Origin of the sequence: Bradyrhizobium sp. BR 10261 (genome assembly GCF_019455395.1) — a bacterium.
Taxonomy (GTDB): Bacteria; Pseudomonadota; Alphaproteobacteria; order Rhizobiales; family Xanthobacteraceae; genus Bradyrhizobium; species Bradyrhizobium manausense.
Genome location: NZ_JACOFQ010000007.1, coordinates 141,036 through 162,946, shown reverse-complemented (window position 1 = coordinate 162,946; position 21,911 = coordinate 141,036). Strand labels below are relative to the sequence as shown.

The 21,911-nt window shown below is 63.3% G+C and carries 22 protein-coding genes; 11 read left to right on the top strand and 11 right to left on the bottom strand.

The genetic code is table 11. The features are described from left to right. Window positions 1–103 precede the first annotated feature (103 nt). From HYH07_RS10380 to HYH07_RS10370, 3 genes are read left to right on the top strand one after another with little or no spacing between them, the layout of a single operon-like run. Window positions 104–1,576 (top strand): DUF4153 domain-containing protein, encoded by a 1,473-nt coding sequence (locus HYH07_RS10380; protein WP_220002396.1) that lies wholly within the window; start codon window positions 104–106, stop codon window positions 1,574–1,576. Between the two features lie 42 nt (window positions 1,577–1,618). Next, window positions 1,619–2,323 (top strand): response regulator transcription factor, encoded by a 705-nt coding sequence (locus tag HYH07_RS10375; RefSeq protein WP_220002395.1) that lies wholly within the window; start codon window positions 1,619–1,621, stop codon window positions 2,321–2,323. Next, window positions 2,320–3,906: an ATP-binding protein gene (locus tag HYH07_RS10370; RefSeq protein WP_220002394.1), complete on the top strand. Its 1,587-nt coding sequence runs from the start codon at window positions 2,320–2,322 to the stop codon at window positions 3,904–3,906. Before HYH07_RS10375 ends, HYH07_RS10370 begins: the two co-directional genes overlap by 4 nt. Here the strand turns inward: HYH07_RS10370 and HYH07_RS10365 are convergent. Continuing rightward, window positions 3,903–4,043, bottom strand: a complete 141-nt coding sequence (locus HYH07_RS10365; RefSeq protein WP_167353997.1) for a hypothetical protein — start codon at window positions 4,041–4,043, stop codon at window positions 3,903–3,905. The genes HYH07_RS10370 and HYH07_RS10365 overlap by 4 nt on opposite strands. A 462-nt stretch (window positions 4,044–4,505) precedes the next feature. Between HYH07_RS10365 and HYH07_RS10360 the strand changes: the two genes are divergently transcribed. Next, the gene (locus HYH07_RS10360; RefSeq protein ID WP_220002393.1) at window positions 4,506–6,155 is read left to right on the top strand and encodes a protease pro-enzyme activation domain-containing protein; all 1,650 of its coding nucleotides are present in this window, start codon (window positions 4,506–4,508) and stop codon (window positions 6,153–6,155) included. A gap of 98 nt (window positions 6,156–6,253) precedes the next feature. Here the strand turns inward: HYH07_RS10360 and HYH07_RS10355 are convergent, their stop codons facing one another. After that, window positions 6,254–7,135, bottom strand: a complete 882-nt coding sequence (locus tag HYH07_RS10355) for a transglutaminase-like domain-containing protein (RefSeq protein WP_220002392.1) — start codon at window positions 7,133–7,135, stop codon at window positions 6,254–6,256. A 257-nt stretch (window positions 7,136–7,392) separates the two neighbouring features. On the opposite strand from HYH07_RS10355, the gene HYH07_RS10350 reads away from it, so the two are divergent. The 3 genes from HYH07_RS10350 to HYH07_RS10340 all read left to right on the top strand — a co-directional run bounded on the left by HYH07_RS10350 (window position 7,393) and on the right by HYH07_RS10340 (window position 10,520). Continuing rightward, the gene (locus HYH07_RS10350; RefSeq protein WP_220002391.1) at window positions 7,393–7,887 is read left to right on the top strand and encodes a hypothetical protein; all 495 of its coding nucleotides are present in this window, start codon (window positions 7,393–7,395) and stop codon (window positions 7,885–7,887) included. A gap of 116 nt (window positions 7,888–8,003) precedes the next feature. Continuing rightward, a complete protein-coding gene (locus HYH07_RS10345; protein ID WP_220002498.1) occupies window positions 8,004–8,936 on the top strand; it encodes an alpha/beta hydrolase in 933 nt (310 codons plus the stop codon). 348 nt (window positions 8,937–9,284) lie between these two features. Then, window positions 9,285–10,520 (top strand): ABC transporter substrate-binding protein, encoded by a 1,236-nt coding sequence (locus HYH07_RS10340; RefSeq protein WP_220002390.1) that lies wholly within the window; start codon window positions 9,285–9,287, stop codon window positions 10,518–10,520. 222 nt (window positions 10,521–10,742) lie between these two features. On the opposite strand, the gene HYH07_RS10335 is transcribed toward HYH07_RS10340, so the two are convergent. After that, window positions 10,743–12,305 carry an adenylate/guanylate cyclase domain-containing protein gene (locus tag HYH07_RS10335; RefSeq protein WP_220002389.1) on the bottom strand — a complete coding sequence of 521 codons (1,563 nt, stop codon included), beginning with the start codon at window positions 12,303–12,305 and terminating at the stop codon, window positions 10,743–10,745. Window positions 12,306–12,498: 193 nt separating this feature from the next. On the opposite strand from HYH07_RS10335, the gene HYH07_RS10330 reads away from it, so the two are divergent. Next, window positions 12,499–13,590 (top strand): enolase C-terminal domain-like protein, encoded by a 1,092-nt coding sequence (locus tag HYH07_RS10330; protein WP_220002388.1) that lies wholly within the window; start codon window positions 12,499–12,501, stop codon window positions 13,588–13,590. Between the two features lie 23 nt (window positions 13,591–13,613). On the opposite strand, the gene HYH07_RS10325 is transcribed toward HYH07_RS10330, so the two are convergent. From HYH07_RS10325 to HYH07_RS10305, 5 genes are all read right to left on the bottom strand, one after another. Continuing rightward, the gene (locus HYH07_RS10325; RefSeq protein ID WP_220002387.1) at window positions 13,614–13,859 is read right to left on the bottom strand and encodes a hypothetical protein; all 246 of its coding nucleotides are present in this window, start codon (window positions 13,857–13,859) and stop codon (window positions 13,614–13,616) included. Continuing rightward, window positions 13,856–14,344: an L-2-amino-thiazoline-4-carboxylic acid hydrolase gene (locus tag HYH07_RS10320; protein ID WP_220002386.1), complete on the bottom strand. Its 489-nt coding sequence runs from the start codon at window positions 14,342–14,344 to the stop codon at window positions 13,856–13,858. The genes HYH07_RS10325 and HYH07_RS10320 overlap by 4 nt, the downstream gene beginning before the upstream one ends. Window positions 14,345–14,538: 194 nt before the next feature. Further along, window positions 14,539–14,763: a hypothetical protein gene (locus tag HYH07_RS10315; RefSeq protein ID WP_220002385.1), complete on the bottom strand. Its 225-nt coding sequence runs from the start codon at window positions 14,761–14,763 to the stop codon at window positions 14,539–14,541. A 494-nt stretch (window positions 14,764–15,257) separates the two neighbouring features. Next, a complete protein-coding gene (locus HYH07_RS10310) occupies window positions 15,258–15,725 on the bottom strand; it encodes a hypothetical protein (RefSeq protein WP_220002384.1) in 468 nt (155 codons plus the stop codon). A gap of 93 nt (window positions 15,726–15,818) precedes the next feature. Then, window positions 15,819–16,163, bottom strand: a complete 345-nt coding sequence (locus HYH07_RS10305) for a DUF1236 domain-containing protein (protein WP_220002383.1) — start codon at window positions 16,161–16,163, stop codon at window positions 15,819–15,821. Between the two features lie 155 nt (window positions 16,164–16,318). On the opposite strand from HYH07_RS10305, the gene HYH07_RS10300 reads away from it, so the two are divergent. Further along, the gene (locus tag HYH07_RS10300; RefSeq protein ID WP_220002382.1) at window positions 16,319–17,719 is read left to right on the top strand and encodes a TAXI family TRAP transporter solute-binding subunit; all 1,401 of its coding nucleotides are present in this window, start codon (window positions 16,319–16,321) and stop codon (window positions 17,717–17,719) included. A 35-nt stretch (window positions 17,720–17,754) separates the two neighbouring features. Here HYH07_RS10300 and HYH07_RS10295 read toward each other — a convergent pair whose 3' ends face one another. Next, window positions 17,755–18,060, bottom strand: coding sequence for a hypothetical protein (locus tag HYH07_RS10295; protein ID WP_228749363.1), 306 nt, complete (start codon window positions 18,058–18,060; stop codon window positions 17,755–17,757). Between the two features lie 5 nt (window positions 18,061–18,065). Further along, window positions 18,066–19,190, bottom strand: a complete 1,125-nt coding sequence (locus HYH07_RS10290) for a DNA topoisomerase IB (RefSeq protein WP_220002381.1) — start codon at window positions 19,188–19,190, stop codon at window positions 18,066–18,068. Window positions 19,191–19,830: 640 nt separating this feature from the next. On the opposite strand from HYH07_RS10290, the gene HYH07_RS10285 reads away from it, so the two are divergent. Together HYH07_RS10285 and HYH07_RS10280 are read left to right on the top strand one after the other, a co-directional pair. Further along, the gene (locus HYH07_RS10285) at window positions 19,831–20,346 is read left to right on the top strand and encodes an inorganic diphosphatase (protein ID WP_220002380.1); all 516 of its coding nucleotides are present in this window, start codon (window positions 19,831–19,833) and stop codon (window positions 20,344–20,346) included. 155 nt (window positions 20,347–20,501) lie between these two features. Next, on the top strand, window positions 20,502–21,365 hold the full coding sequence (locus tag HYH07_RS10280) for a formate/nitrite transporter family protein (RefSeq protein WP_220002379.1): 864 nt from the start codon (window positions 20,502–20,504) through the stop codon (window positions 21,363–21,365). 73 nt (window positions 21,366–21,438) lie between these two features. Here HYH07_RS10280 and HYH07_RS10275 read toward each other — a convergent pair whose 3' ends face one another. Further along, window positions 21,439–21,744 carry a hypothetical protein gene (locus HYH07_RS10275; protein WP_220002378.1) on the bottom strand — a complete coding sequence of 102 codons (306 nt, stop codon included), beginning with the start codon at window positions 21,742–21,744 and terminating at the stop codon, window positions 21,439–21,441. Window positions 21,745–21,911 lie beyond the last annotated feature (167 nt).

The window sequence follows — 21,911 nt, the reverse complement described above, 5'->3', positions numbered from 1 at the left end:
AAATCTGCAAAAGACTCCTGAAACGGTGCAGACGTTGATCCCGCCTTCTGCACATCTGCCGTGCAGATTCGTGATGCCACCCATCACGAAAGGTGTTCTGGACATGACGAGCCTGGCTTCGACGATCGCGGCGGACATCCAGCCGATCAGGCAATCCGCAATTTCAGCCAAGCTTGGCTGCGCGCTGGCGCTGGCTGCGCTCGCCGACTGGCTGTTCTATGACCATCGGATCGGGCTGTCGCTGACGCTGTTTGCGGTCGCGACGGTCTGCATGTCGATGCTGTTCAATTATGCCGCGCTTGATCGCCGTCGCGCCATGATCGGGGCCGTCATCCTCGTTGCAGGCCTGATGCCGGCGATCGAGGAGCTCAACGCGCTGTCCTTCCTGATTCTCGCGGCGGCGCTCGCCATTGCCCTGCTGTTTGCGACCAGCCCGGAAACGAGCGGGCTCGCCGATCGTGCGCGTGCACTGCGCAACTTCTTTCTGTTCGGCCCCTTCAGGGTCTTCCTCGAAGCGCTTCAGGTCTTCAACATGTCCGCATTCACCCGTGGCATCGCACTCTGGCTGCTGCCGGCGACGCTCGGCACCGTCTTTGTCACCCTGTTCGCGGCGGCCAATCCGGTGATCGAGCAGTGGGTGTCCCTGCTCAACCCGAAAATCATCCTCGATCATGTCAGCCCCCCTCGCGTGCTGTTCTGGACCATGATGCTGGCGCTGGTCTGGCCGTTCATCCATGTGCGCTGGCGGCGCAGGCAGCTTGTCATCACAGACGTCGCCGAGCCCCCCGTGCCACCGCCACTGCCGCCCGTCGTCTCGGTCGAATTCCTCGGCCCCTCCACCATCCTGCGCTCGCTGATCCTGTTCAATCTGCTTTTCGCGGCGCAGTCCATTCTCGACGGCCTCTATCTCTGGGGGCATGTGGCGTTGCCCGCCAAGATGACTTATGCGGCTTACGCCCATCGCGGCGCCTATCCGCTGATCGCGACCGCGCTGCTCGCCGCCGCCTTCGTGCTGGTCGCAATGCGTCCGGGCGGGCCGGCAGAGAAATTCACCGTGATCCGCGCGCTAGTCTATCTCTGGGTGGCGCAGAACGTGCTGCTGGTCGCCTCGTCCATCCTCCGCCTCGATCTCTACGTGGACATCTACATGCTGACCTATTGGCGCATCGCGGCCTTCATCTGGATGGGGCTGGTGGCGCTGGGGCTCATCCTGATCGTTGCGCGCATCGCGCTCGACAGGTCGAACCGCTGGCTCGTCGGCGCCAACCTGATCGCGTTAACGATGGTGCTGTATAGTGCCTCTCTGGTGAACTTCGATGCGTTCATTGCCGACTACAATCTGAAACACAGCAGTGAAATGGGAGGGAACGGCGTGAAGATCGATGCCAACTACCTCCTCGCATTGGGCCCGCAGGCGCTGCCTGCGATCGACAAGGTGATCGCGCTACGCGGCGGCGATTACTGTCTTGCGGGAGGTCGGGATCGACTTGTAGAAGGTCAACGGCGGGACCTGACCTGGCGGGCCTGGGGCTTTCGGAGCTGGCGGCTGCAACGCAGGCTCGACGCGCAAGCCTAGAGCCCGCCGAGCAATCAGCCGGCAGGGTGAGCGGAGAGAGACTTGGCGCATCGCATTCTCATCGTGGACGACGAGGGCCACATCCGCGAGGTCATCCGCGTTGCGCTGAAGAAAGCCGGCATGGACGTGGTCGAGGCCCGCGACGGCAAGGAGGCGCTTCTCCGCTATGCCGCTGACAAGCCCGATCTGATCGTGCTCGACATCGGCATGCCCGAGTTCGACGGGCTCGACGTCTGCCGCGAGATCCGCAAAGTCTCCGACGTGCCCATCCTGTTCCTGTCGGCGCGCGACGAGGAGATCGACCGCATCCTCGGCCTCGAGATCGGCGGCGACGACTATGTGACAAAACCGTTCAGCCCGCGCGAGCTGGTGGCGCGGGTCAATGTCATCCTACGCCGGCTCGGCACGCGCAACGGCGAGGGCAAGGCTGGTCCCGCCGCGCTGTCGCAAGGCGGACTACTGATCGATCCCGAGCAGCACGTGGCGTCCTTCGCTGGTACGCCGCTGAAGCTGACGGCGATCGAGTTCGGCATCCTGCGCGCATTCCTGACCCGGCCAACGTCGGTGTTCAACCGCGAGCAGCTGATGCGGGCGGCCTACCAGCTCAACATCCAGGTCTCGGACCGCACCATCGACAGTCACATCCGCAACATCCGCGCCAAACTCGCGGCGCTGGCTTGCGACAACGTGATCGAGACCATTCACGGCGTCGGCTTCAAGCTCGGCCGCTGCGAGAAAGAGGCATGAGCGCTCCGCCTGACAAATGGCGGCCGTCGCTCGGACTCGTGATCTTCGCGGTGCTCGCGACCGTCGCCGTGCTGCCGCTGGTCGGCCTGTTCTTCTTCCGCCTCTACGACAACCAGCTGATCCGCCAGACCCAGGCCGAGCTGATCGCGCAGAGTCGCGTGCTGGCGACGATCTATGCGCAGGAGGTCACGGCACGGCTCGACGGCGGCTTGATGCTCGGCGCCGAGGTGGCGCCGAACGTGCTGCCAGATCCCGGCGATCAGTTCACGCCGATCCGGCCCGCGCTCGATCTCACCGCCAATGATCTGTTGCGACGGCGGCCGGACGCTATGCCCCCATCCCGGCCGGCGCAGCAGGCTTACGTCGAGATCGGCGCCAAGCTGTCGCCGATCATCCGCGAGACGCAGAAGGTGACGCTGGCGGGGTTTCGCATCCTCGATCCGCAAGGCGTGGTGATCGCGGGGCGGCAGGAGGTCGGACAGTCGCTTGCGCATATCGAGGAGGTCGCGGACGCGCTGCACGGGCAGTACCGCGCGACGTTGCGCAACCGCGTGCCCGACAAGCCGCCGCCACCGATCTATTCCTTCAGCCGCGGGCTTGGCGTGCACGTATTCTCGGCCATGCCCGTCATCGTCAACAACCGCGTCGCCGGGGTGATCTATACCACGCGGACGCCGAGCAACATTTTTGACCATCTCTATCAGGAGCGCGCGAAATTCGTGCTGGCGGGGCTGGCCGTGATCCTCGGCACGATCGCGATCGGCCTGGTATTCTCGCGCACCATCACGCTGCCGATGCGCGAGTTGATCGACCGCGCCGCCAGAATCGGCCGTGGCGACCGCGAGGCGTTCCAGCCGCTCCGGCACTACGGCACGCGCGAGTTCGCGCAGCTATCGCACAGCTTTCTCGGCATGGCCGAGCAGCTCGCAAGGCGCTCCGACTATATCGCGACATTCTCGGCCCATCTCACCCACGAGCTGAAATCGCCGCTGACCTCGATCAAGGGCGCGGCCGAGCTGTTGCAGGATTCGTTTCAGGGCAAGCCCGATGGCCTGACGCCGTCAGAGCAGCGGACCTTCATCGCCAACATCCTCTCCGACACAAAGCGGCTGGAGGCGATGGCGCAGCGGCTACGGGAGCTGGCGCGCGCAGAGAGCCTGCCGCAGAACGAGCGCACCGAGCTTGCGCCCGTCATCGCCGACCTCAGGAGCCGGTTTCCGGGAAGCGTCATCAAGGCCAGCGGCAGCCTGGACCGGGCGATCGGCATGTCGGCCGAGAAGGCGCTGATCGTGCTGTCGCACCTCGCCGACAACGCGGTGCGGCACAAGGCAGGGACGATCAGGCTGGAGGCTGTGGACGAGCGGACGACGCTCAAGCTGACAGTCAGCAATGACGGTGAGCCGATCTCGGCGCCAAACCGCGACAGGATCTTTGACGCGTTCTTCACGACCCGCCGCGATCAGGGCGGGACCGGCATGGGCCTTGCGATTGCTCGCTCGGTGATGGCGAGCCATGGCGGCTCGATCAGGCTCACGCCGGCCGACGACGGCGTCGCCTTCGAGCTTCAATTCCCTGTTGCCTAGATGGCGAACACCCAGGCGGCGACGATGGTGCCGATGGTGACCAGACCTGCGATGGTCCAGCCAGCGGCGTATTCCAGCTCAGGATGACCAGTCGCCCGCATGATCTCTGCCGGATCGGCGGTATGCTTATCTGCCATGACAGCCTCGCACGTGTTTCCCCGTGTCTTGGATAAGTCGCACCAGCCGCGATTAGGTTCCATCACGGACGCGCGAATGGCAAAAAAGTCGAAAACAACCCCATGCACAGTAGAACGAACTCGCGCGCCCATCCGCCGGGGTGCACCGCGCCCATGCACGCTCTGCGATTGCGACGAGCCAACTACGTCAGATCGATTGGCGCATTGCTGGGGGCGCGCCTTCCGACAGGCTGACGCGATTGTGAGACGCGCACTACATGATCGGCTTTGCCGCAGCGGCATCCCGCTGCTAGGATGCAACGCGTCGTTTTACTATTTTAGGTTTGATCTATTTCCGTGCCGGCTTTTTCGGCCTGATCACCGCGATCCATTTTCGAACACCTGAACACTTTCGAACCGACAGGACCCGCGTCCGCAATCCCGATTTTCCAGCGCGCCACCCCCGTACAAGGAGGAAATACTATGTCCCCTAGTGCAACAGCCCACATGGTCCAGCTTCCCAACTCTGTCCATCAACTGCCGACAGGCTCGAAGGCGATGCGCCGAACCAACGGCCAGCGCTGGATCGAGCTGACGGTCGGCGTCAAGCGATCGACCGATCTGCCTGATCTGTCCGATCTCGACAAGAAGCTCCCCAAGGATCGCAAGTACATGACGCGCGACCAGCTCGCGAGCAGTTACGGCTCCGATCCCAAGGCCATCAAGGCGATCGAGGATTTCGCCAGGGCGCATAAGCTGGTCGTCACCCGCAACGAACCCGCCGCCGCGCGGCTCGGCATCGCCGGAACGGTCGACGACGTCAGCAGCGCCTTCGGCGTCACGCTGTTCGACTATTCCCATCCGCATCTCGGCGATTTCCACGCCCGCACCGGTCCGGTGCACGTCCCGGCCGAGCTCGGCGATGCCATCACCGGCGTGTTCGGCCTGAACAACCACCGTGTGCTCCGCCGGTCGCGCCATTCGGCGACCAGCGCCAAGCCGGATTTCGCAAGCTCGGTGCGGCACTGGTTCATTCCGACCGAGCTCGCAGGCATCTACAATTTCCCCAACATCGATGCGAGCAGGCAATGCATCGGCCTGCTCGAGTTCGGCGGCGGCGTGGAGACGCCTGACGTCGCGGCCTATTTCAGCAAGATCGGCGTTCCCGCGCCGGAGGTTGCCGTCATCGCGGTCGACGGCGTCTCGACTGATCCTTCCGGCGATCCGGACTCGACCGGTGAGGTGATGCTGGACGTCGACGTCGCCGGCGCGCTCGGCGGCGGCGCCAAGATCGCCACCTATTTCTCGACTTTCGACGAGAAGGGCCTGGTCGATTGTCTCGCCAAGGTCGTCAACGATTCCGACAATGATCCCTCCGTCGTCTCGATCAGCTGGGGCTGGGACGAGAACCAGGCCTTCAACAATGCCGGCGTGATCTGGTCACCCGCTGCGATCGACCATTGCAACCACAGCTTCCTCGCGGCGGCCCATCTCGGCATCACATTCTGCGTCTCCACCGGCGACGACGGCTCGGAAGCGCAGATGCAGGACGGCCGGGCCCATGTGAACTTCCCCGCGAGCAGTCCTTATGTGCTGGCCGTGGGCGGCACGACCTTGCACGCCCGCAAGAACGCCAACAAGCAGATGCAGATCGCCGAGACCGTCTGGAACGACGGCCCCCGCAGCGGCACCGGCGGCGGTGTCAGCGACATCACGCCGGTTCCGAACTGGCAGCAGGGCATCGTGCCGAAGTCGATCAATCCCGGGCACTTTGCCGGACGCGCGATTCCCGATGTGGCGGCCAATGCCGATCCGGCCACGGGTTATCTGACAATGTCGGCCGGCAAGCTCGGCGTCGTCGGCGGCACCAGCGCCTCTGCACCGCTCTGGGCCAGCCTGATCGCCCGGATCAACGCCGCGCTCGGCGCACGCTCGGGCAATTTCAATGCCCTGCTCTATTCCAAGTTCGGCCCCGCTGGCGTGCTGCGCGACATCACCGTCGGCCACAACGATACCGGTGGGCTGCTCGGCGGCCATTACCAGGCAGGCCCGGGATGGGACGCCTGCACCGGCTGGGGCGTGCCCGACGGCAACAAGCTGCTCAATGCCCTTCAGGGCGGCCCGAGCAGCTAGACGAGCGGGATCTGGCGCAGGGGGACGAGCTGCCTGCGCGGCGCGCAGATAGCCCGGCCGCATCCATCCGATGCGGCCGGCCGCGTCTGCGGTGCAAGTCAGGTCAATTCTTCCTCGATCCTGCGATCGGCATTGAAAACCTTGCTTGGAACTCTCACGCGCGGGTCTTGGTAGATTTCCCAAAGCGCCGTCATCACGTCCTCACCACCCAATGTGAGCGCTGCGACCCGGTCCAGAAATGCCATGTGGTCGTCCTTGATGGTGTCGGACGGCGCGGGCATGATTCCCCAAACGTCCCAAGGCAGCATCTCGACCCGGTTGAGCGAAGCGAGGTCGCGGATCAGGTTCTGTGCGATCCACCACAAGCCCTGTTCCTTGATGATCGAGAGGCCGAAGAGGTTCGGATCGGCGCGGCCCGCACGACATTGCTGCCAAGCGTCGCCTGCGAGGACGAAGCGGTCGTGCGGCACATCGGTCGGATCGAAGTCGATTCGGAAGGCCTCCCGCTGTACATCGTCGAGCTGTGCATCGACGAGCACCCAGCGGCGCTCGGATCTGTTCCAATATTCCGCGACCCAATGATCTTCGAAACGGCCTGGGTTGAAATAAGTGCCGAAGCCGCACCGCGTCCGCGCGGGCACACCTTGTTCGCGCAGGATCGCGGTGATGAAAGTCGAGAAGTGCCAGCACACGCAGGGCATCCGCTGTTCGGGCGCACGGCGCTGATGAAGCGGCTTCGGGTTACGCCTTTCGATTTCCTCGATCATCCGGGCGACAGGGCGGACATTCGCAACATCGCGATTTTCGCCGGAGAGCTTCAGCTGGTAAAGCCAAGGCGCGATGTCGCGATGAATCAGCAGCCCTTGGACGATTTTACATAGCGACGCGATGTCATGAGGCAAACTCCGCAGCGCCGATGCTGCATTGCCGGTGCCGTTTATCGGGTCATTTCCAAGATAAAAATCCTGAGCTCGGGCCATCCGGTTCCTCCTCAATAGATCCGCCCTGCCACCCAACAAATACGCCGTACCAGACCGCGTTGCTTGATCGGAATTGCGGCGGTCGGCGGTCGGTAGCGAGTTTCTTGGTATCCGCGCGCAGCCAGGGTCCGCTCCTACACCGAACCTCTGAAAGCTCGCTCTCCCCGGACCGTGACCATAGTCTTCCCCCGGATGGGAAATCTGTCATAGGCTGCGCTTGTCTGGCAGCAAAGCCGCGACGGAATGGGAAAACGCCAATGAAGATCACGATGCCGGTCTGTGCCGTTCTTGTCCTTGGCGCCGCCCATGGCGCCGTCGCCAAGGACGCCGGCACCTCGCCCTCCAAAATCTCCGGCTCCACGGCGCTGGCCCTCGCCGGCGTCATCGCGCCGCTGTCGCCGACGCTGTCAAGCGCCGAGAAGAAGGCGGTGGCGATGCTGTTCGCCGCCAATGCCGACATTCCCTACAAGAAGCCTGTTGTCGTGACCGCGGACAAGATCGTCTGCCGCACCGGCAATGTCGACATCACGTTGCGCAATTGCGAGGTGACCTTCGGCAAGAAGGTCAGGACCGTGAACGGTCCCACCGCCAACGAGATCTTCGCGACCGAGGCGCTGGCCGGCATTCCGCCTGATGGCGCGGCGGGATCGAATTTCGAGAGCCTGAGCAAGCTGAGCTGCACTATCGATCCCAACGCCATCAGGCAGAAGGACGGCAGCGGGGCGGATTGCACGTTCCAGCCGGGGAATTGAACCGGGGGCGAATGTGCCGTGAAATCGCCGCAAGAAAGACCAACAAGATAAGGCGAATTGAAAAGACAGGCTAAAGCGACCCACCAATATGGGCGCGGAGGGCCGGCCCCCTGATGATGAAGAATTGTCTCGCATTTTTGCTCCTCCTGACCATGACCGCGGCCTCCGCACATGGTCCGTTCCCGGCGCGACCGGCCGCACCATCCGATCTGGTTCGGACCGGCCTCACCGATAGCGACACCACCGCCGGCGGTGTCGCGCGGCTGTGCGAGCAGGTCTCCTTCTCGCGCGGCCTGCGCTATGGCGGCAGCGAGGCCAACGTGCTCGACGTCGCGACCAGCGACACCACCAAGGCGGACACGCCGCGCCCCGTGCTGCTGATCGTCGCCGGTGACACCTTCACCGGCGATCGCGGCGCGCCGGAGCTGTCCCGCGACATGCAGGACGCCGCGATGTGCTTTGCGGCGCGCAACGGCATGATCGGGGTGCGCGTCAACTACCGCCTCGCGCCCGCCGCCACCTGGCCGTCGGGCGCGACCGACGTGGCGGCGGCGCTGTCCTGGGTCCACGGCAATATCGACCTGTTCAACGGCGATGCCCGCGAGATCGTCGCGGTCGGCTACGGCGCCGGCGCCTTCCATGTCGCGAGCCTGCTCGCGCATCCCGAGCTCCAGGCCGACCGCGCCGATGTCGCCGCCGTGGTGCTGGTCTCAGGCACCTATCGCGCCGGCAAGGACGCCAGTGACAGCGAGAAGGCCTATTTCGGCAATGACGCCGCTCAATATGACAAGCGCTCGGTCTATCCCGGCGTCCTCAATGTCGACGAGCCGATCCTGCTGGCCTGGGCCGCCAACGATCCCGCTGATATCGTGGCGCAGGGCGAGACCCTGAAGAAGACGCTCTGCGGCGCCGGCCATTGCCCGCGCGCGACCCTGCTGCGCGGCCACGACGGCATCGCGGCGGCGTTCGGGCTGGATGGTTCCGGCGACAGTCTCGCCGAGCCGACCCTGCTGCTGGTGCATCAGCTCGAGGCGCGCGGGCTGCCGTAGGGTTTGCGGGCTGCCCAGCGTCTTGGTCGGGCTCTACGAACCCGGCCGCGACGGTCAGGATCTCACCGTCACCCTGAGGTGGCCGCTTCTTCAGCGGCCCTCGAAGGGCGACGGCCCGGCTCTCTCCGCTCGGCAGCAGCGGGGCCGTTCATCCTTCGAGGCTCCGCCCGCGTTGCGCTGCATCGCGGGCTTCGCACCTCAGGATGACGGTTCGCGAACAGCCCGTCAGCACGCCTGCCGCTTTCATCGCGCTCGCAGCCACACGATTGCCAAACGCTTGAGATAGATCAACGCACCCGGATGCAGGGTGAGCCGAGTTCGTTGGGGGCCAACGACAAGGTGTCGAGCATGCGCGTCACCGGCAGACTGCTGTTCGTTTTGATCGCGGCGCTCGCCTCGCTCGGGGCCATGTCGCAGCAGCGTTCGGATCAGCCCGATTCCGACCCCGGCTCCGACAAGGAAATCCGCATCGGCAACATCGTGCCCTATTCGGGGCCGCTCTCGGAATTCGGCGCGATCGGCAAGGCGGAAGCGGCCTATTTCGACATGATCAACGATCGCGGCGGCATCAACGGCCGCAAGGTCCGCTTCATCAGCCGCGACGACAATTCCGATCCCGCCACCGCGCTGCAGCTGACGCGCGATCTCGTCGAAAAAGACGACGTGCATCTGATGTTCGGGTCGTTCGGCACGCCGGGCAATCTCGCCACGCGCTGGTACCTGAACGAGAAGAAGATCCCGCAGCTGTTCGTCGCCTCCGGCGACGAGGAGCTGAGCCAGGCCAAGGCGTTTCCCTGGACCATGGGCTGGCAGCCTCCGTTCCGCTCGGAGGGGCGCATCTACGCCAACTACATCCAGGCCTATTATCCCCGCAAGAAGATCGTCGTGCTCTGGCAGAACGACCAGTTCGGCCGGATGCTGTACAAGGGCATCCAGGAAGGTCTCGGAGATCTGAACCGACACGTCCTGGTCGACGTCGCCTTCGACATCAATGACGAGCATCTCGAAGGCCACGTCGCAATCCTCAAGCGCGCTGACGCCGACATCTTCGTGTTTCTCGGCGTGCCGTCGACGGCGGCCAAGGTGATCGGCCTCGCGGCGTCGCTGAAATGGCACCCTGTCTTCATCGTCAACGATGCCTCCGCCTCGATCGCCAACGCCATGGCGCCGGCGGGGCTGGAGAATTCGGCCGGCGTGATCTCGGCGGCGTTCCTGAAGGATCCGAGCGATCCCGCCTGGAAGGACGATCCGGCCATGAAGGACTGGTTCGCCTTCATGGACAGGTACCACAAGGTCGAAAGCACCAATAACAGCGCCGCGCTCTATGGCTACGCGGCGGCGGAGGCGCTGACCAAGGTGCTGAAGCAATGCGGCGACGACCTCTCGCGCGAGAACATCATGCGCCAGGCGGCGTCGCTGCGGGACTACCATCCCTCCGTCGCACTGCCCAATATCAGGATGAACACGTCGCCGGAGAACTATCTGCCGATCCGGCAGATGCGCCTGGTGCAGTTCGACGGGCGGTCGTGGCAGCCGTTCGGGGCGGTGATCGAGACCGCGTTTACGGAAGGCGCGGCGCGTTAAAAGCATTACGCGCACCATTTGCTGAGCCACCCCTCTCCCCCCGCCCTCCCCCACAAGGGGGGAGGGAGCGCAGTGTGCCCCGCGGCGAGAGTTGGGCTCATCGCCTGCAAACTTTAGATCAAGTCATTCGCCGAGAGAAAGGTGCGTTCCCTCCCCCCTTGTGGGGGAGGGCTAGGGAGGGGGTGCCACACGGGGACTCTATCGAGCAGAAAGCTCGCATCCTCACGCAGGCTTCAGCGACGCCAGCGCGCTTTCCAGCAGCGAGCGCACGCGTGCGGCATCGCCTGATTTCACCACGGCCGGGTCGAGGTACAGCTCCAGCCCCGGCGCGCGTTCGGTGATGACGCCGCTCTTCTCAGCTGCCGCATCGCTCAGTGCGTCGACCGCATAGGGGATGACCTCGCGGCTGATGCCCTTCATCGTGATCGCGGGCAGCGCATGGGCACGAACGATGTCGCTGACCAGCGCGAAGGTTTCGTAGCTCAGCACGATGCCGCCGGGCTCGGCAATTGACTGCAGGCGGGCGGCGAGGTTCGCCTCGGCACCGATGATGGTGTAGTCCATGCGATCGCTGCTGCCGAAATTGCCGACATTACAATAGCCGGAATTGATGCCCATGCGCGAGCGGAACGGCTGCTCGATGCCGGCCGCGCGCCATTTCGCATTGAGCTCGGTGAGGCGCTGCTGCATGCGCCAGGCCATCTGCAGGCAGGCCTGCGCGTCAGCGCGGTCGCCCCTGGTCTCGGGATCGCCGAAGAAGATCAGCATGGCGTCGCCGATGAACTTGTCGACGGTGCCGCCATGCTCATGCGCAATCGCCGACATCTCGGTGAAATATTCGTTGAGCAGCTGGGTCAGCAATTCCGGCTGCAGCCGCTCGGTGGTCGCGGTGAAATTCTGGATGTCGGAGAAGAAGATCGTGAGCTTCTTGCGCTCGGTGTGGATGGTGACGTCCTTCTGGCCGGAGAAGATGCTCTTGTAGACCTGCGGCGGGATGTAGCGCGATATCTTCATCGACAGCGAGGCGAGGAAGTCGTTGGCGGATTCCAGCTCCCGGTTCATGCCCTTGATGCGGCTGGCCTGGCGACGCTGGAGCGAGAGAAAAGACAGCCCGCAGCCGGCCGCGATCAGGAAATAGGCCAGCAGGAACTTGAACGAGAAGATGTTGGCGGCGATCGGCTGGGCGATGATCACCTCCTGGATGCCTCTGACGTCGCCGACCTTCCAGTCTTTCTTCGGGCTCTCGGGGTGGCTGTTGTGGCAGCTTACGCAAGCCGGGCCCATGGTAACAGGCGCGATCAAGCGGACCTTGTCGGAGAACAGCGAGGTCTCGGTGTCGAGGATCTTCTGCTCGGGATCGGCGCGTAGCGCGGCGAGCGCATCCTTCTCGAACTTGTCGAGCTGATGCGGGGCGCGGTTCTGGAACGGGAAGTCGGAGACGAACCGGTAAGTGATGTTCTCCTGTTGCGCGCCGATGACGCGGCCAAGCTCCAGCGACAGCGTCGCCGGGATCGGGATCGCGCCGGGGACGGATTCGTAGTTGTGAACGACCTTGGTCGTGCCGTTGGGGTTGGCCAGGATTCGCCCGACCACATTGGACGCATAATAGCTGCGCACGCTTGTGATGACTGAATTGAGATCGGCGGTCTGCCGGCGGAGCGCGGTCTTGTTCAGTTCGGTCAGGTCCAGCCAGACCGCCAGCGGCAGGGCCAGCAGGAGAAAGGCAATCACGGCCCCGATCAGGATGCCGCTCTTGTGCTGCTCTTCGGCGATCGCTTGTTTCACTCTGTGGCTCCGTGATGTGCGTTTTTGCCGCAAGAACGGGATTTGCGGCACAACATGCCGGCTTGCACAGAGCCAACAAACGCAGCGCAGCGCAACCCCATTTTATGGTGGGTCGCAGCAGGCGCCTTTTCGTTTCATGACGAATGTTTAAGATCAGGATCAACCTGCATTGATCAATCCGGAACCACCGCCCATGACCGAGACAATCCGCATCATCAGCTTCAATGCGCGCCCCGTGATCGTGCCGATGAACCTGCCGCTGCAGACCTCGACCGGTGCGGTTGCCAGGGCGCCCCTGGTGCTGATCGACTGCGAGACCGACCAGGGCGTAACAGGGCATGCCTATCTGTTTGCGATCACGCCCTCGGCCCTCAAGCCGCTGACCGCGATGGTCGCGGAGATGTCGGAGCTGCTCAAAGGCGACGAGCTGCTGCCGTTCGAGATCGAGCGCAAGCTGACCCAGCGTTTCACGCTGCTCGGCCTCGCCGGCCTGCAACGGCTGGCGCAATCCGGCATCGACATGGCGGCATGGGATGCGCTGGCGCGCAGCAGAGGCCTGCCGCTGGCGCGCCTGCTCGGCGGCGCGCCGAAGCCGGTGAGGGCCTATAACTCGAAGGGCCTCGGCATCATGTCTGCTGGCGCCGCGGTGGAAGAAGCCCACAAGCTGCTGGCCGAGGGTTTTCGCGCCGCCAAGATCCGGGTCGGCCGGCCCGAGGCACGGGACGATCTCGCCGTGGTACGCGCGGTGCGCAAGGCCGTCGGCGACGAGGTGACGCTGATGTGCGACTACAACCAGGCGCTGACGGTCACCGAGGCGATCCGCCGTGGCGAGATGCTCGACGACGAAGGCTTGAGCTGGATCGAGGAGCCGATCCGCCACGATAATTATGACGGCTGCGCCCGCATCGCCGACGCGCTGCGCACGCCGGTGCAGATCGGCGAGAATTTCGACAGCGCGTTTGCGATGCAGGCGGCGCTGTCGCGAGAGGCCTGTGACTACGTGATGCCCGACGTGCAGCGCATCGGCGGCGTCACCGGCTGGCTCCGCGCCGCGTCACTGGCACACGCCGCCGGCATCGAGATGTCGACGCATCTGTTCCCGGAGGTCAGCGCGCATCTGCTCTGCGTCACGCCGACGGCGCACTGGCTGGAATATGTCGACTGGGCCGATGCGGTGCTGGCGAGCCGGCTCAGGATCAAGGACGGCTTTGCACTGCCGGGCGAGGAGCCGGGTAACGGGATTGAATGGGATGAGGCGGCGGTGAGGAAATATCTGGTGGCGTGAGCAGGCGCGACTGACAGTCGCCGCTACCACGTCTCCGCGCCGGGGACTTTCTTGCGCACCGCCATGCGCTGAATCCAGATGCAGCGACGGACGGATCGGTTGGAGCGGCCGACGGCAGAAATGCCCTCGCCGGCCTGAAGCAGCGGCGCCACGCTCGCGCGCAGCTCGCGGCAGCGCTGGAGCTCGGCCTGCCAGTCGATGATTGCGGCATTCGCGCTCGATGCCGTCAGCGCCGTCACCGCGACGGCAAGACAAATCGTCCGCGTCATTCACCCGCCCTTCCCTTTGATACGTCCGCAATGCGCCGGTAGCGGAAGTCGCAATGATCGGCGCCCTGCATGATGGTCTGTGTGCGCGTCAGCTTGATGTCCGGACCGAAGCCGTCCGCGGTCGCAAAGTCCGCGGTGCAGACCATGAGGAAGCCGAGCTCCGGCTCACCCAGCGCCTTGTAGAACTCGGCATAGGCGCATCGCTTCACGTTGAAGGCGAACGCATCCCGCGTCTGCTCGATCACGTCGTAGCTGAGCGCATCGTCGCGCGCGTACGTCGCAAAGGCGGAGCCGACGGCCTTGCCGAGATCGCTCTCGTTCCTGGCTTTCCAGAACGCCTCGCCGAAGCCGCGATAGAGGTCGCCAAGCGCCTTGCGTACGATGGCGTTGGCACGCGCCTCGCCGAGCTCGGCCTGGAGCGCCTTGACCAGCGGCACCAGCACCTGTGCCTGGATTTTGGCCTGTTCGATGACGGAAACGCTCATGGCATGCTCGCGTCTCGGAGGGAAGGCGCGGCTCGAAAGAAGCCAGCGCGCATTCAAAACAGCAGCCGCGAGACTATATCTCCCTATTGCGCTTCAAGACAGGGCGTGGCGCGAGCCGTCCTCGAGCCCGACGATGCGACTTTCCGAATGGAAGCGTTCATCCGACGCGCCCCTGACGCCCGCGCCGGCGGCCGCTACTTCTGGCCCGACGGCGCCTGGGCATTGGAGTCGTTCGGGTTCTTTTGCTTGTTGGCCTCATGATGCCCGATCACGCATCCTGCGGCCGCGCCGAGCTTGCCGTGTCCTGCCATATGGCCGGCAACACCGCCGACGATGGCGCCCTTGATGCACCCCTTGGCCTCCGCCGGCGAAATCGATGCCAGAGTCAGCAGACACGCGGCGGCAAGGATCGGTTTCATGATCGTCTCCTCTCAGGTTGACCTCTGGGCCATCAATTCCCCCAGACGAGACGCGTTCCGGAAAGCCGCACTCCGGCGACCCATCCCGTCAAGCAGCGTCGCGACCGCGACCGCCGGGATACGGCCCCGCGGCATGGCGCAGGCGACCGATTTCCTCGCTGCCACAGCGCGAGCAGCGGAAGGAAACCTCGGGCTGCGCAACCATGCTTCTCTGAGCGCTCACGGCCATCGGCCAGGCCCCGCACCGGGGACACTTCACCAGCAGATCGTTCGTTTCCAGCATCGCGACGACTCCTCGACCCTGCGTCCATGATCCGACAACGACGCGAAAATGGCGGCGTTCCGTATCTTCACGCAGGCCTGCCTTAGGTGTCCGGAATAGTCTCCGACCAGACGAGGCGAGCCTTCACCCAAGCCGTTCCGCGCTGGGTCGCCGGGCTGAAAGAGTTAAAGGCGCGTCCTGTTCATTTTCAGCATCACGCGCCAGCGTTCCGTCACCACCATCCGCCAGCAAATGGGCCGGGCCGCTCGAAGGCGAGACGTCGGTCGGGTGCCCTTTTCTGTAGTTTTGCCCAGCGCTTCGGATGCGGACGGGGGCCTGAGGAGACGCGGGCGGTCGCCTCTTTCTTGACCTCGACGGCAGGCGCTGCAGGCATTGCGGCCAGGGTTTCTCGCATTTGGGTTTCTCGCACTTGGGCTTCTCGCACTTGGGCTTCTCGCACTTGCTGCTTGGGTTCTTCGGAGAGCGGATCGGCCTGCGCCATTGTCGGCCAATCGGCGCGCGCAGACGTGTCGAACACGATCTTCTCCGGAAGGCTCCTCGCCGAGGCGATCCGGATGATGCTCCGGTCCGGATCGGATGGGCCCGCGCGCTCGGCGGGGGCCGGCAGGTACCGTTCAACAGCGAAAAGCAGCGCCAGCAGCAGCCCGCCGACGAAGACGAAATAACGAATGATCGGCATGAATGGCCGCTCGCAAATGGGACATCAGGTATCGCCGGGGGGCCGGACCGGAGTGGCGGGTCGCTTCGTTCGGCGACCCCGCCACTGGAGGGATTAGTCGATCTCCTGGACGACCGTACGGGTCGACGGATCGACCAGCATCACGCGCTCGCCCGAATAGACATAGCGGTACTTGGTGAGCGAGGGACCCCAGTCGGCGGGCACCGCCTCGAGCTCGACTTCGCGCGGCACTGGCTGGCCGACGACGATCTTTTCGCGGGTCTCCACTGGACGGACCTTGTGCTCGGTGACGTAGGTGCGGATCTTCGTGCGGTATTCGGGCTCGATCTGTACGGCGGCGGCATGTCCCGTGCCGGTGGTGGTGACGACGGTGGACTGCGCCATCGCGCCCGTCGAGATCATCACCGCCATCGCGGCGCTCAGCAGAAGCTTATTCATCTTTCTCTCCTCGCCGCCATATGCGGCATGCGAGAACCCACGAATGATGCCAAGGTTCCCGCTCGTCCGCAGAGGTCCTCGCATGCGACGGAACATTCGGGTCGGACGGCCGTTCGCCCCAAGCTCCCAGGCGCTTGCTCACGGAGAGCCCGCTGATGCCACCGTCCGATGCAGTCAGGAGAGCCCCCGATCGACGCCAGCGAAGGCTCCTGATCCTGTTGGCGTTAGGATTCGTCGTCTTCGGCGCCGCTGCCGCGACGCTCTTCTACGTCCTGCAGCCCGAGACTCTTCGGATCGCCGTCGGTCCCTCGGGCAGCGAAGACCACCAGGTGGTCCAAGCAATGGCGGAGGCCTTCGAAGAGGAAAGCAGGACGGTTAGACTGTTCCCTATCGCCACCGCCGGAGCGGCCGAATCCCTTGCCCTCCTGGGTGCCGGCAAAACCGACCTGGCAATCGGTCGCGGCGACCTTGGCATGCCGGCTGATGCGCAGACACTGGCCGTCCTGCGGAAGAACTATGTCGTCATATGGTCGCAGTCTGGACGCGCAGGCAAGGACTCCAAGAAGAAGGCCGCCGCGAAGATCGGAGAGATCGCCGATCTTGCGGGGCATAAGGTCGGCATCATCGGAAAGACCGACGCCAACGTCGCGGTCCTGCGGACAATTCTAGAGGGTTCAGGCGTGCAGCCCGACAAGGTTGCCACGGCTCAATTCGGGACCGACGAAATCGAAAAGCTCGCGCAGGACGCCACTCTCGACGCCTATCTTGCGGTCGGTCCGCTCGACAGCAAGATCACCGCCGCCGCGATCGCCGCGACTTCCCGGTCGCGCGGAGCTCCGAAGTTTCTTGCCGTCGAAGCCTCCGAGGCGATTGCCCTGCGGCATCCCCGCTACGAGGCCGAGGAGATCCCCGGCAGCGTTTTCAACGCTAACCCGGCCTGGCCCGAGGACAAGATCGACACCATCAGTGTCAACCATCTCATCCTGGCCAGAAAAGAACTGTCGGAAGCCAAGGCGGCGGCCTTCTACCGGCAGCTTTTCGCCTTGCGCGACACGATTACGCAGCGTGTCGCCAGCGGGGCGCACATCACGAAGCCGGATACCGAGAAGGAGACTGAGCCTTCCGTGCACAGGGGCGCCGCGGCGGTCATCAACGGGACCGAGCGGACCTTTCTGGACAAGTACAGCGACTACTTCTGGTTCGCCCTGCTCCTCCTGTCCGGGATCGGTTCGGCCGCCGCATGGCTGCGTCGCTATCTGAACCGGGACGAGCGGGACGACAACACCGGCTATCGCAACCGTATTCTTGCCGTGGTGTCGGAGGTTCGCGGTGCCGAGTCCGAACAGGATCTGCTGGCATCGCAACGGGAGGTCGATGCGATCATCGGCGAGACTCTCAAGTGCTACGACGAGGGAGCCATCGAACAAGAGGACATGGCCGCATTCGGTCTCGTCCTTGAGCTGTTCAATCATGCGGTCGCGGAAAGGCGGGCGGCGCTGCAGGGCGGCGCGATCGAAGCAAAGGCTCCGGGTCCAAGCCTTGCCTCTCGCCGATAGGCGCGCCGGCAGACCAAACCTTCATCGCTTCACGACTAAAGCTTTTCAATTGCGCTGGCGCGGATAAGGATCTCGTCCTGATCGAGCATCTCTTCGAGCTGTTTGCGGCGGTTCGCCCACCATGCGCGATCGAGCTCTTCGGTCATAACCTCTAGGATGATGATCTCATCCCGGACGACCTGTGACCCTTCTTTGTTCTCGCCAGAGGCTGGCGCGCGTTTGAAAGCAGTGACCCCGCCAAAGCGTTCGGTCAGCTCGTGCTCAAGGGACTGATAGAGCTTCGGATCAAACCGCTTGCCGTTGTTGTTGCTGAGAGGCAGGAAGATTTCGATCAAATGCATGAGGATCAGGCCGCGAGCTTGGCGCTCTCCCCCGCCTTGCGGGTCGCCCTCAGCCGCTTCTTCAGGAACGCCAGGACCATCACTTCGTCCGCGCTCAATTTGCTATACTGACGCTTGAACCTCTCTGTGATCTTGTCCTCGATCATTTTTGCCAGGTCGCCAGACATATAGGCGCCCAGAATTTCCGGATGCACGTAGCATTTGCGGCAAATGGCTGGCGTGTTGCCAAGTTGTCTGGCGACTTTATCGATGGCGGCCACGACGTTCCGTTTTGCTTCAGCCTGAGAGTCATACTTCTTGAACCCGGCCAATGCGAGCGCAGCCAGCACGGTACCGGCCCAGGTTCGGAAATCCTTGGCCGTAAAATCCTGCCGGGTGATTTCCTTGATGTAGGCATTCACGTCGCCGGAATCGATCGTACGCGGTTCGCCGTTGTCGTCGAGATATTTGAAGAGCTCATGCCCCGGCAAGTCGGCGCAGTGCTTGACGATCGCCGCAATGCGCCTGTCCTCTACCGAAAGCTTCCATTGCTTGCCGGACTTCCCGGTAAACTCGAACTTCAAGGTCGAACCTTTGACCGCCACATGCCTGCGGCGCATGGTCGTCAGTCCGTAGGAGTTGTTTGTATTGGCATATTCGGCATTGCCGACACGAATGAGGGTCTTCTCGAGAAGGCTGACGACGGTCGCGAGAATCTTTTCCCGAGGCAAGCCTTCGCGCTTCATGTCGGCGGCGACACGGAACCGCAATCCAGGAAGCGCGGCTGCGAACTGCATGATGTGCTCGTATTTGTTTTGATCACGCAATTCACGCCATTTAGCGTGGTAGCGATATTGCTTGCGGCCGCGTGCATCATAGCCCGTGGCCTGGATATGGCCGTTGGCAACAGGACAGATCCACACCCTCTCATAGGCCGGCGGGATGCCGATCGACTTGATACGACGGACGATGTCCTTGTTCGTGATGCGGGCGCCGCTCTGGTCGTAGTAGGAGAAGGTGGTGCCGGTGCGCTTGCGGGTGTAGCCCGGCTTTGCGTCACTGACGTATCGCAAGCCTTCTTCGGCGATGATCGCCGCCACTTCAGCGGTCCTCTCGGGAATTCTCTCATCGGCCTTCGTTTCGCGGAACATGGCGGCGTCATTTTGACAGCGCTTGTGAAAGCACTTCGCCGCTGTCCCAATGCGTCAAGAAGATCTACAGGGTTTTGTTCCCCTTCAACGTTAACAGGGCCGTCGCGGGCGGCATATCACCCAAAGTCGATCGCGGCCTGCTCCCCCGGACCAACCGAGCCTGCGGTCGTTCGCTCCTATCGATGCTCCCGAAGCTGCCGCTCCAGATCGATCGCCTGGTCTGCATTGTAAGCTCGCTTCAGAAACCCATCTCGCTGATCCCCCGGTGGCTTCTGATCAGCCCGCCTACGCATATCCCGCGCGAACTGCGTGAGCCTGGTCTCAAGGGAATCCTTCTGTTAAAGCGCTTGCGTTTCAATCCCATGGTCATTCCTTCCACGACGCCATGGATTGTACAACCGCTTGCCAATGCCCGCATGAACATAGGTTAGTTCTCGGACGTCCTGCCGTTTGCAGGTCTTTGAGTTGCTTACTCAATTCACGCCTGGCGTGACGGCTCGAGGATTCGTGCGCAGGAACTATCATTGCGTGACCCTCGTTTTTTAGGGGTGCAAGAACATCGCGCAGAGCTAGCCGAAATCCCCTCGGCCCCGCGGCGCGCGGAAGGTCGATACTGTAGGTGCAGCACAGGGTGCGTGAGATGACCAAGCTTCTCAAACTGCCGACATGGGCTGACGACGGACAAATTTTCGCGGTTGTCGAGACGCCTCGCGGGAGCTCCTGCAAACTGGATTTCGATCCCGAGCTCGGGGTCTTTACGCTGGCAAAGCCTCTGATGGCAGGGCTGAGCTATCCCTATGACTGGGGCTTTATTCCTTCCACCAAGGCTCCTGATGGCGATCCCCTCGACGTACTGATCATCCATGATGCGAAGACATATCCCGGCGTCGTGCTCAAATGCAGGCCGGTCGGCGTTCTCGAAGTCGAGCAGAAGATCGGGAGCAAGAGAGAACGGAACGATCGTGTGTTCGCGGTGCCGGACCGATCGCCCCTCGAGACTGATCTTAAGGATATACGACACCTCCCCTCGCGCGCGTGCGACGAGCTGGAGGAGTTCTTCCGCGCGACAAACGCGCTTGAGAACAAGGAGCTCAAATTTCTGGGGTGGCGCGGGCCTAACCACGCGGCCAAGACCATCAAGCGGCTTTCCAAGTAGAATATCCTGACATCGTGGCGGGGTTGATCGGCCGGAATTCGCCGAGTTTGGCCTTACGACATCTGTCCTGCGCCAGTCTCCGAGCACGAGCGGCGAGGAACGGATCGTCCTCAGGCGGCTTGGAACGGAAGTCCCTGCCTTCGGCGAGCGCCGCGTTGAACAAGTCGAGCGAAACAGCCTCATTCAATGCAGCATCCGAGCTCGATGGCGTGTCGCCGCGACAGACCGAGGAAATCGAATCTCAGAGCAGGCCTAGCGCCGCGCTGATTCACGAAACGATACGAGCTGAGGGAGAGCAGGAACTCGAGCGGCGCTGGTGGGCCATCCTCCTGTCCGGCCTTGCCGCAGGCTTGTCGATGGGACTGTCTCTCGTGGTCCAGGGCGAGTTTCAGGCTGCGATCTCCGATGAGGGGACCCGGCAGCTCGTCGCGCCGCTCGGCTATACCGTCGGCTTTCTGGTGGTCGTGTTGGGACGGCAGCAGCTCTTCACCGAGAATACCCTCACACCCATCCTTCCCCTGCTGCATCACCGCAATCTCGCGACGCTGGCCAAGGTGCTGAAATTGTGGGGACTCGTACTGGCCTCCAATATCGCCGGCACGTGGGCGGTCAGCTACGTGCTCGCACACACCGACATCTTTGGACCGAAAATCAACGATGCATTTCTCGAGCTTGCTCGGCACACTGTCGAAGGCACCTTCTCGGCCACCGTGGTCCGGGCCGTATTCGCCGGCTGGCTGATCGCGCTGATGATGTGGCTGCTGCCGACGACCAAGGGATCAGGTGCCCATATTGTCCTGATCATGACTTACGTGGTGGCGCTCGGGCAGTTTGCCCACATCATCGCAGGCTCGGTCGAGTGTGCTTACCTGGTGCTGCTTCGGGAAGCTTCGTTTGGACAATACGTTTTTGAATTCTTCTTCCCGACCCTGCTCGGCAATATCCTGGGCGGAACGACGTTGGTCGCCCTGTTGAATTACGGACAAGTCGCCGCCGAGCTCGACAAGGCCAAGGATTAGTCGGAACACCTGCTTCTGACGGCAAGGCCTTGTCGAGAGCTGAAGGGCCCGGCTCTTCGCCGGGCCGTTGTCATCACCAGTAGCCGTATGGCCGATAATATGGCCGGTAATAGCGCGCACGGTAGTAGCGTGGGCCGTAATAGGCGTAGGGCCCGCCATAATAGGCGTATGGACCTGGATAGTATCCTGGTCCGTAATAGTAGGGCGAGGCCGCTGCGGCAGCGCCGAACGCCAAGGCACCGGCAGCAAGGCCGAAGCCTAGTCCAGGCCCGCCCCACCCTCCGTGCCATCCGCCACCGTGCCAGTGCGCCTCGGCAGGCGCCGCAGTTGCAGCCGAAATCGCTCCGACCGCCAAAGCTACAAGAGCAAGCCTTCGCATCGCTGTTCTCCTCCTGGGTTGTGCGTGCCGATAATGCAAAAGTTGACGGCCACGTTCCAAAAGGGGCGCTGCTACCTGGGCGATTTCAACACCGATGCCTGATCGATGCACGGTCATCCTCACAAAGCCGCGTCGGACCTTACGCTAGGAACTAACGTCAGCGTCCG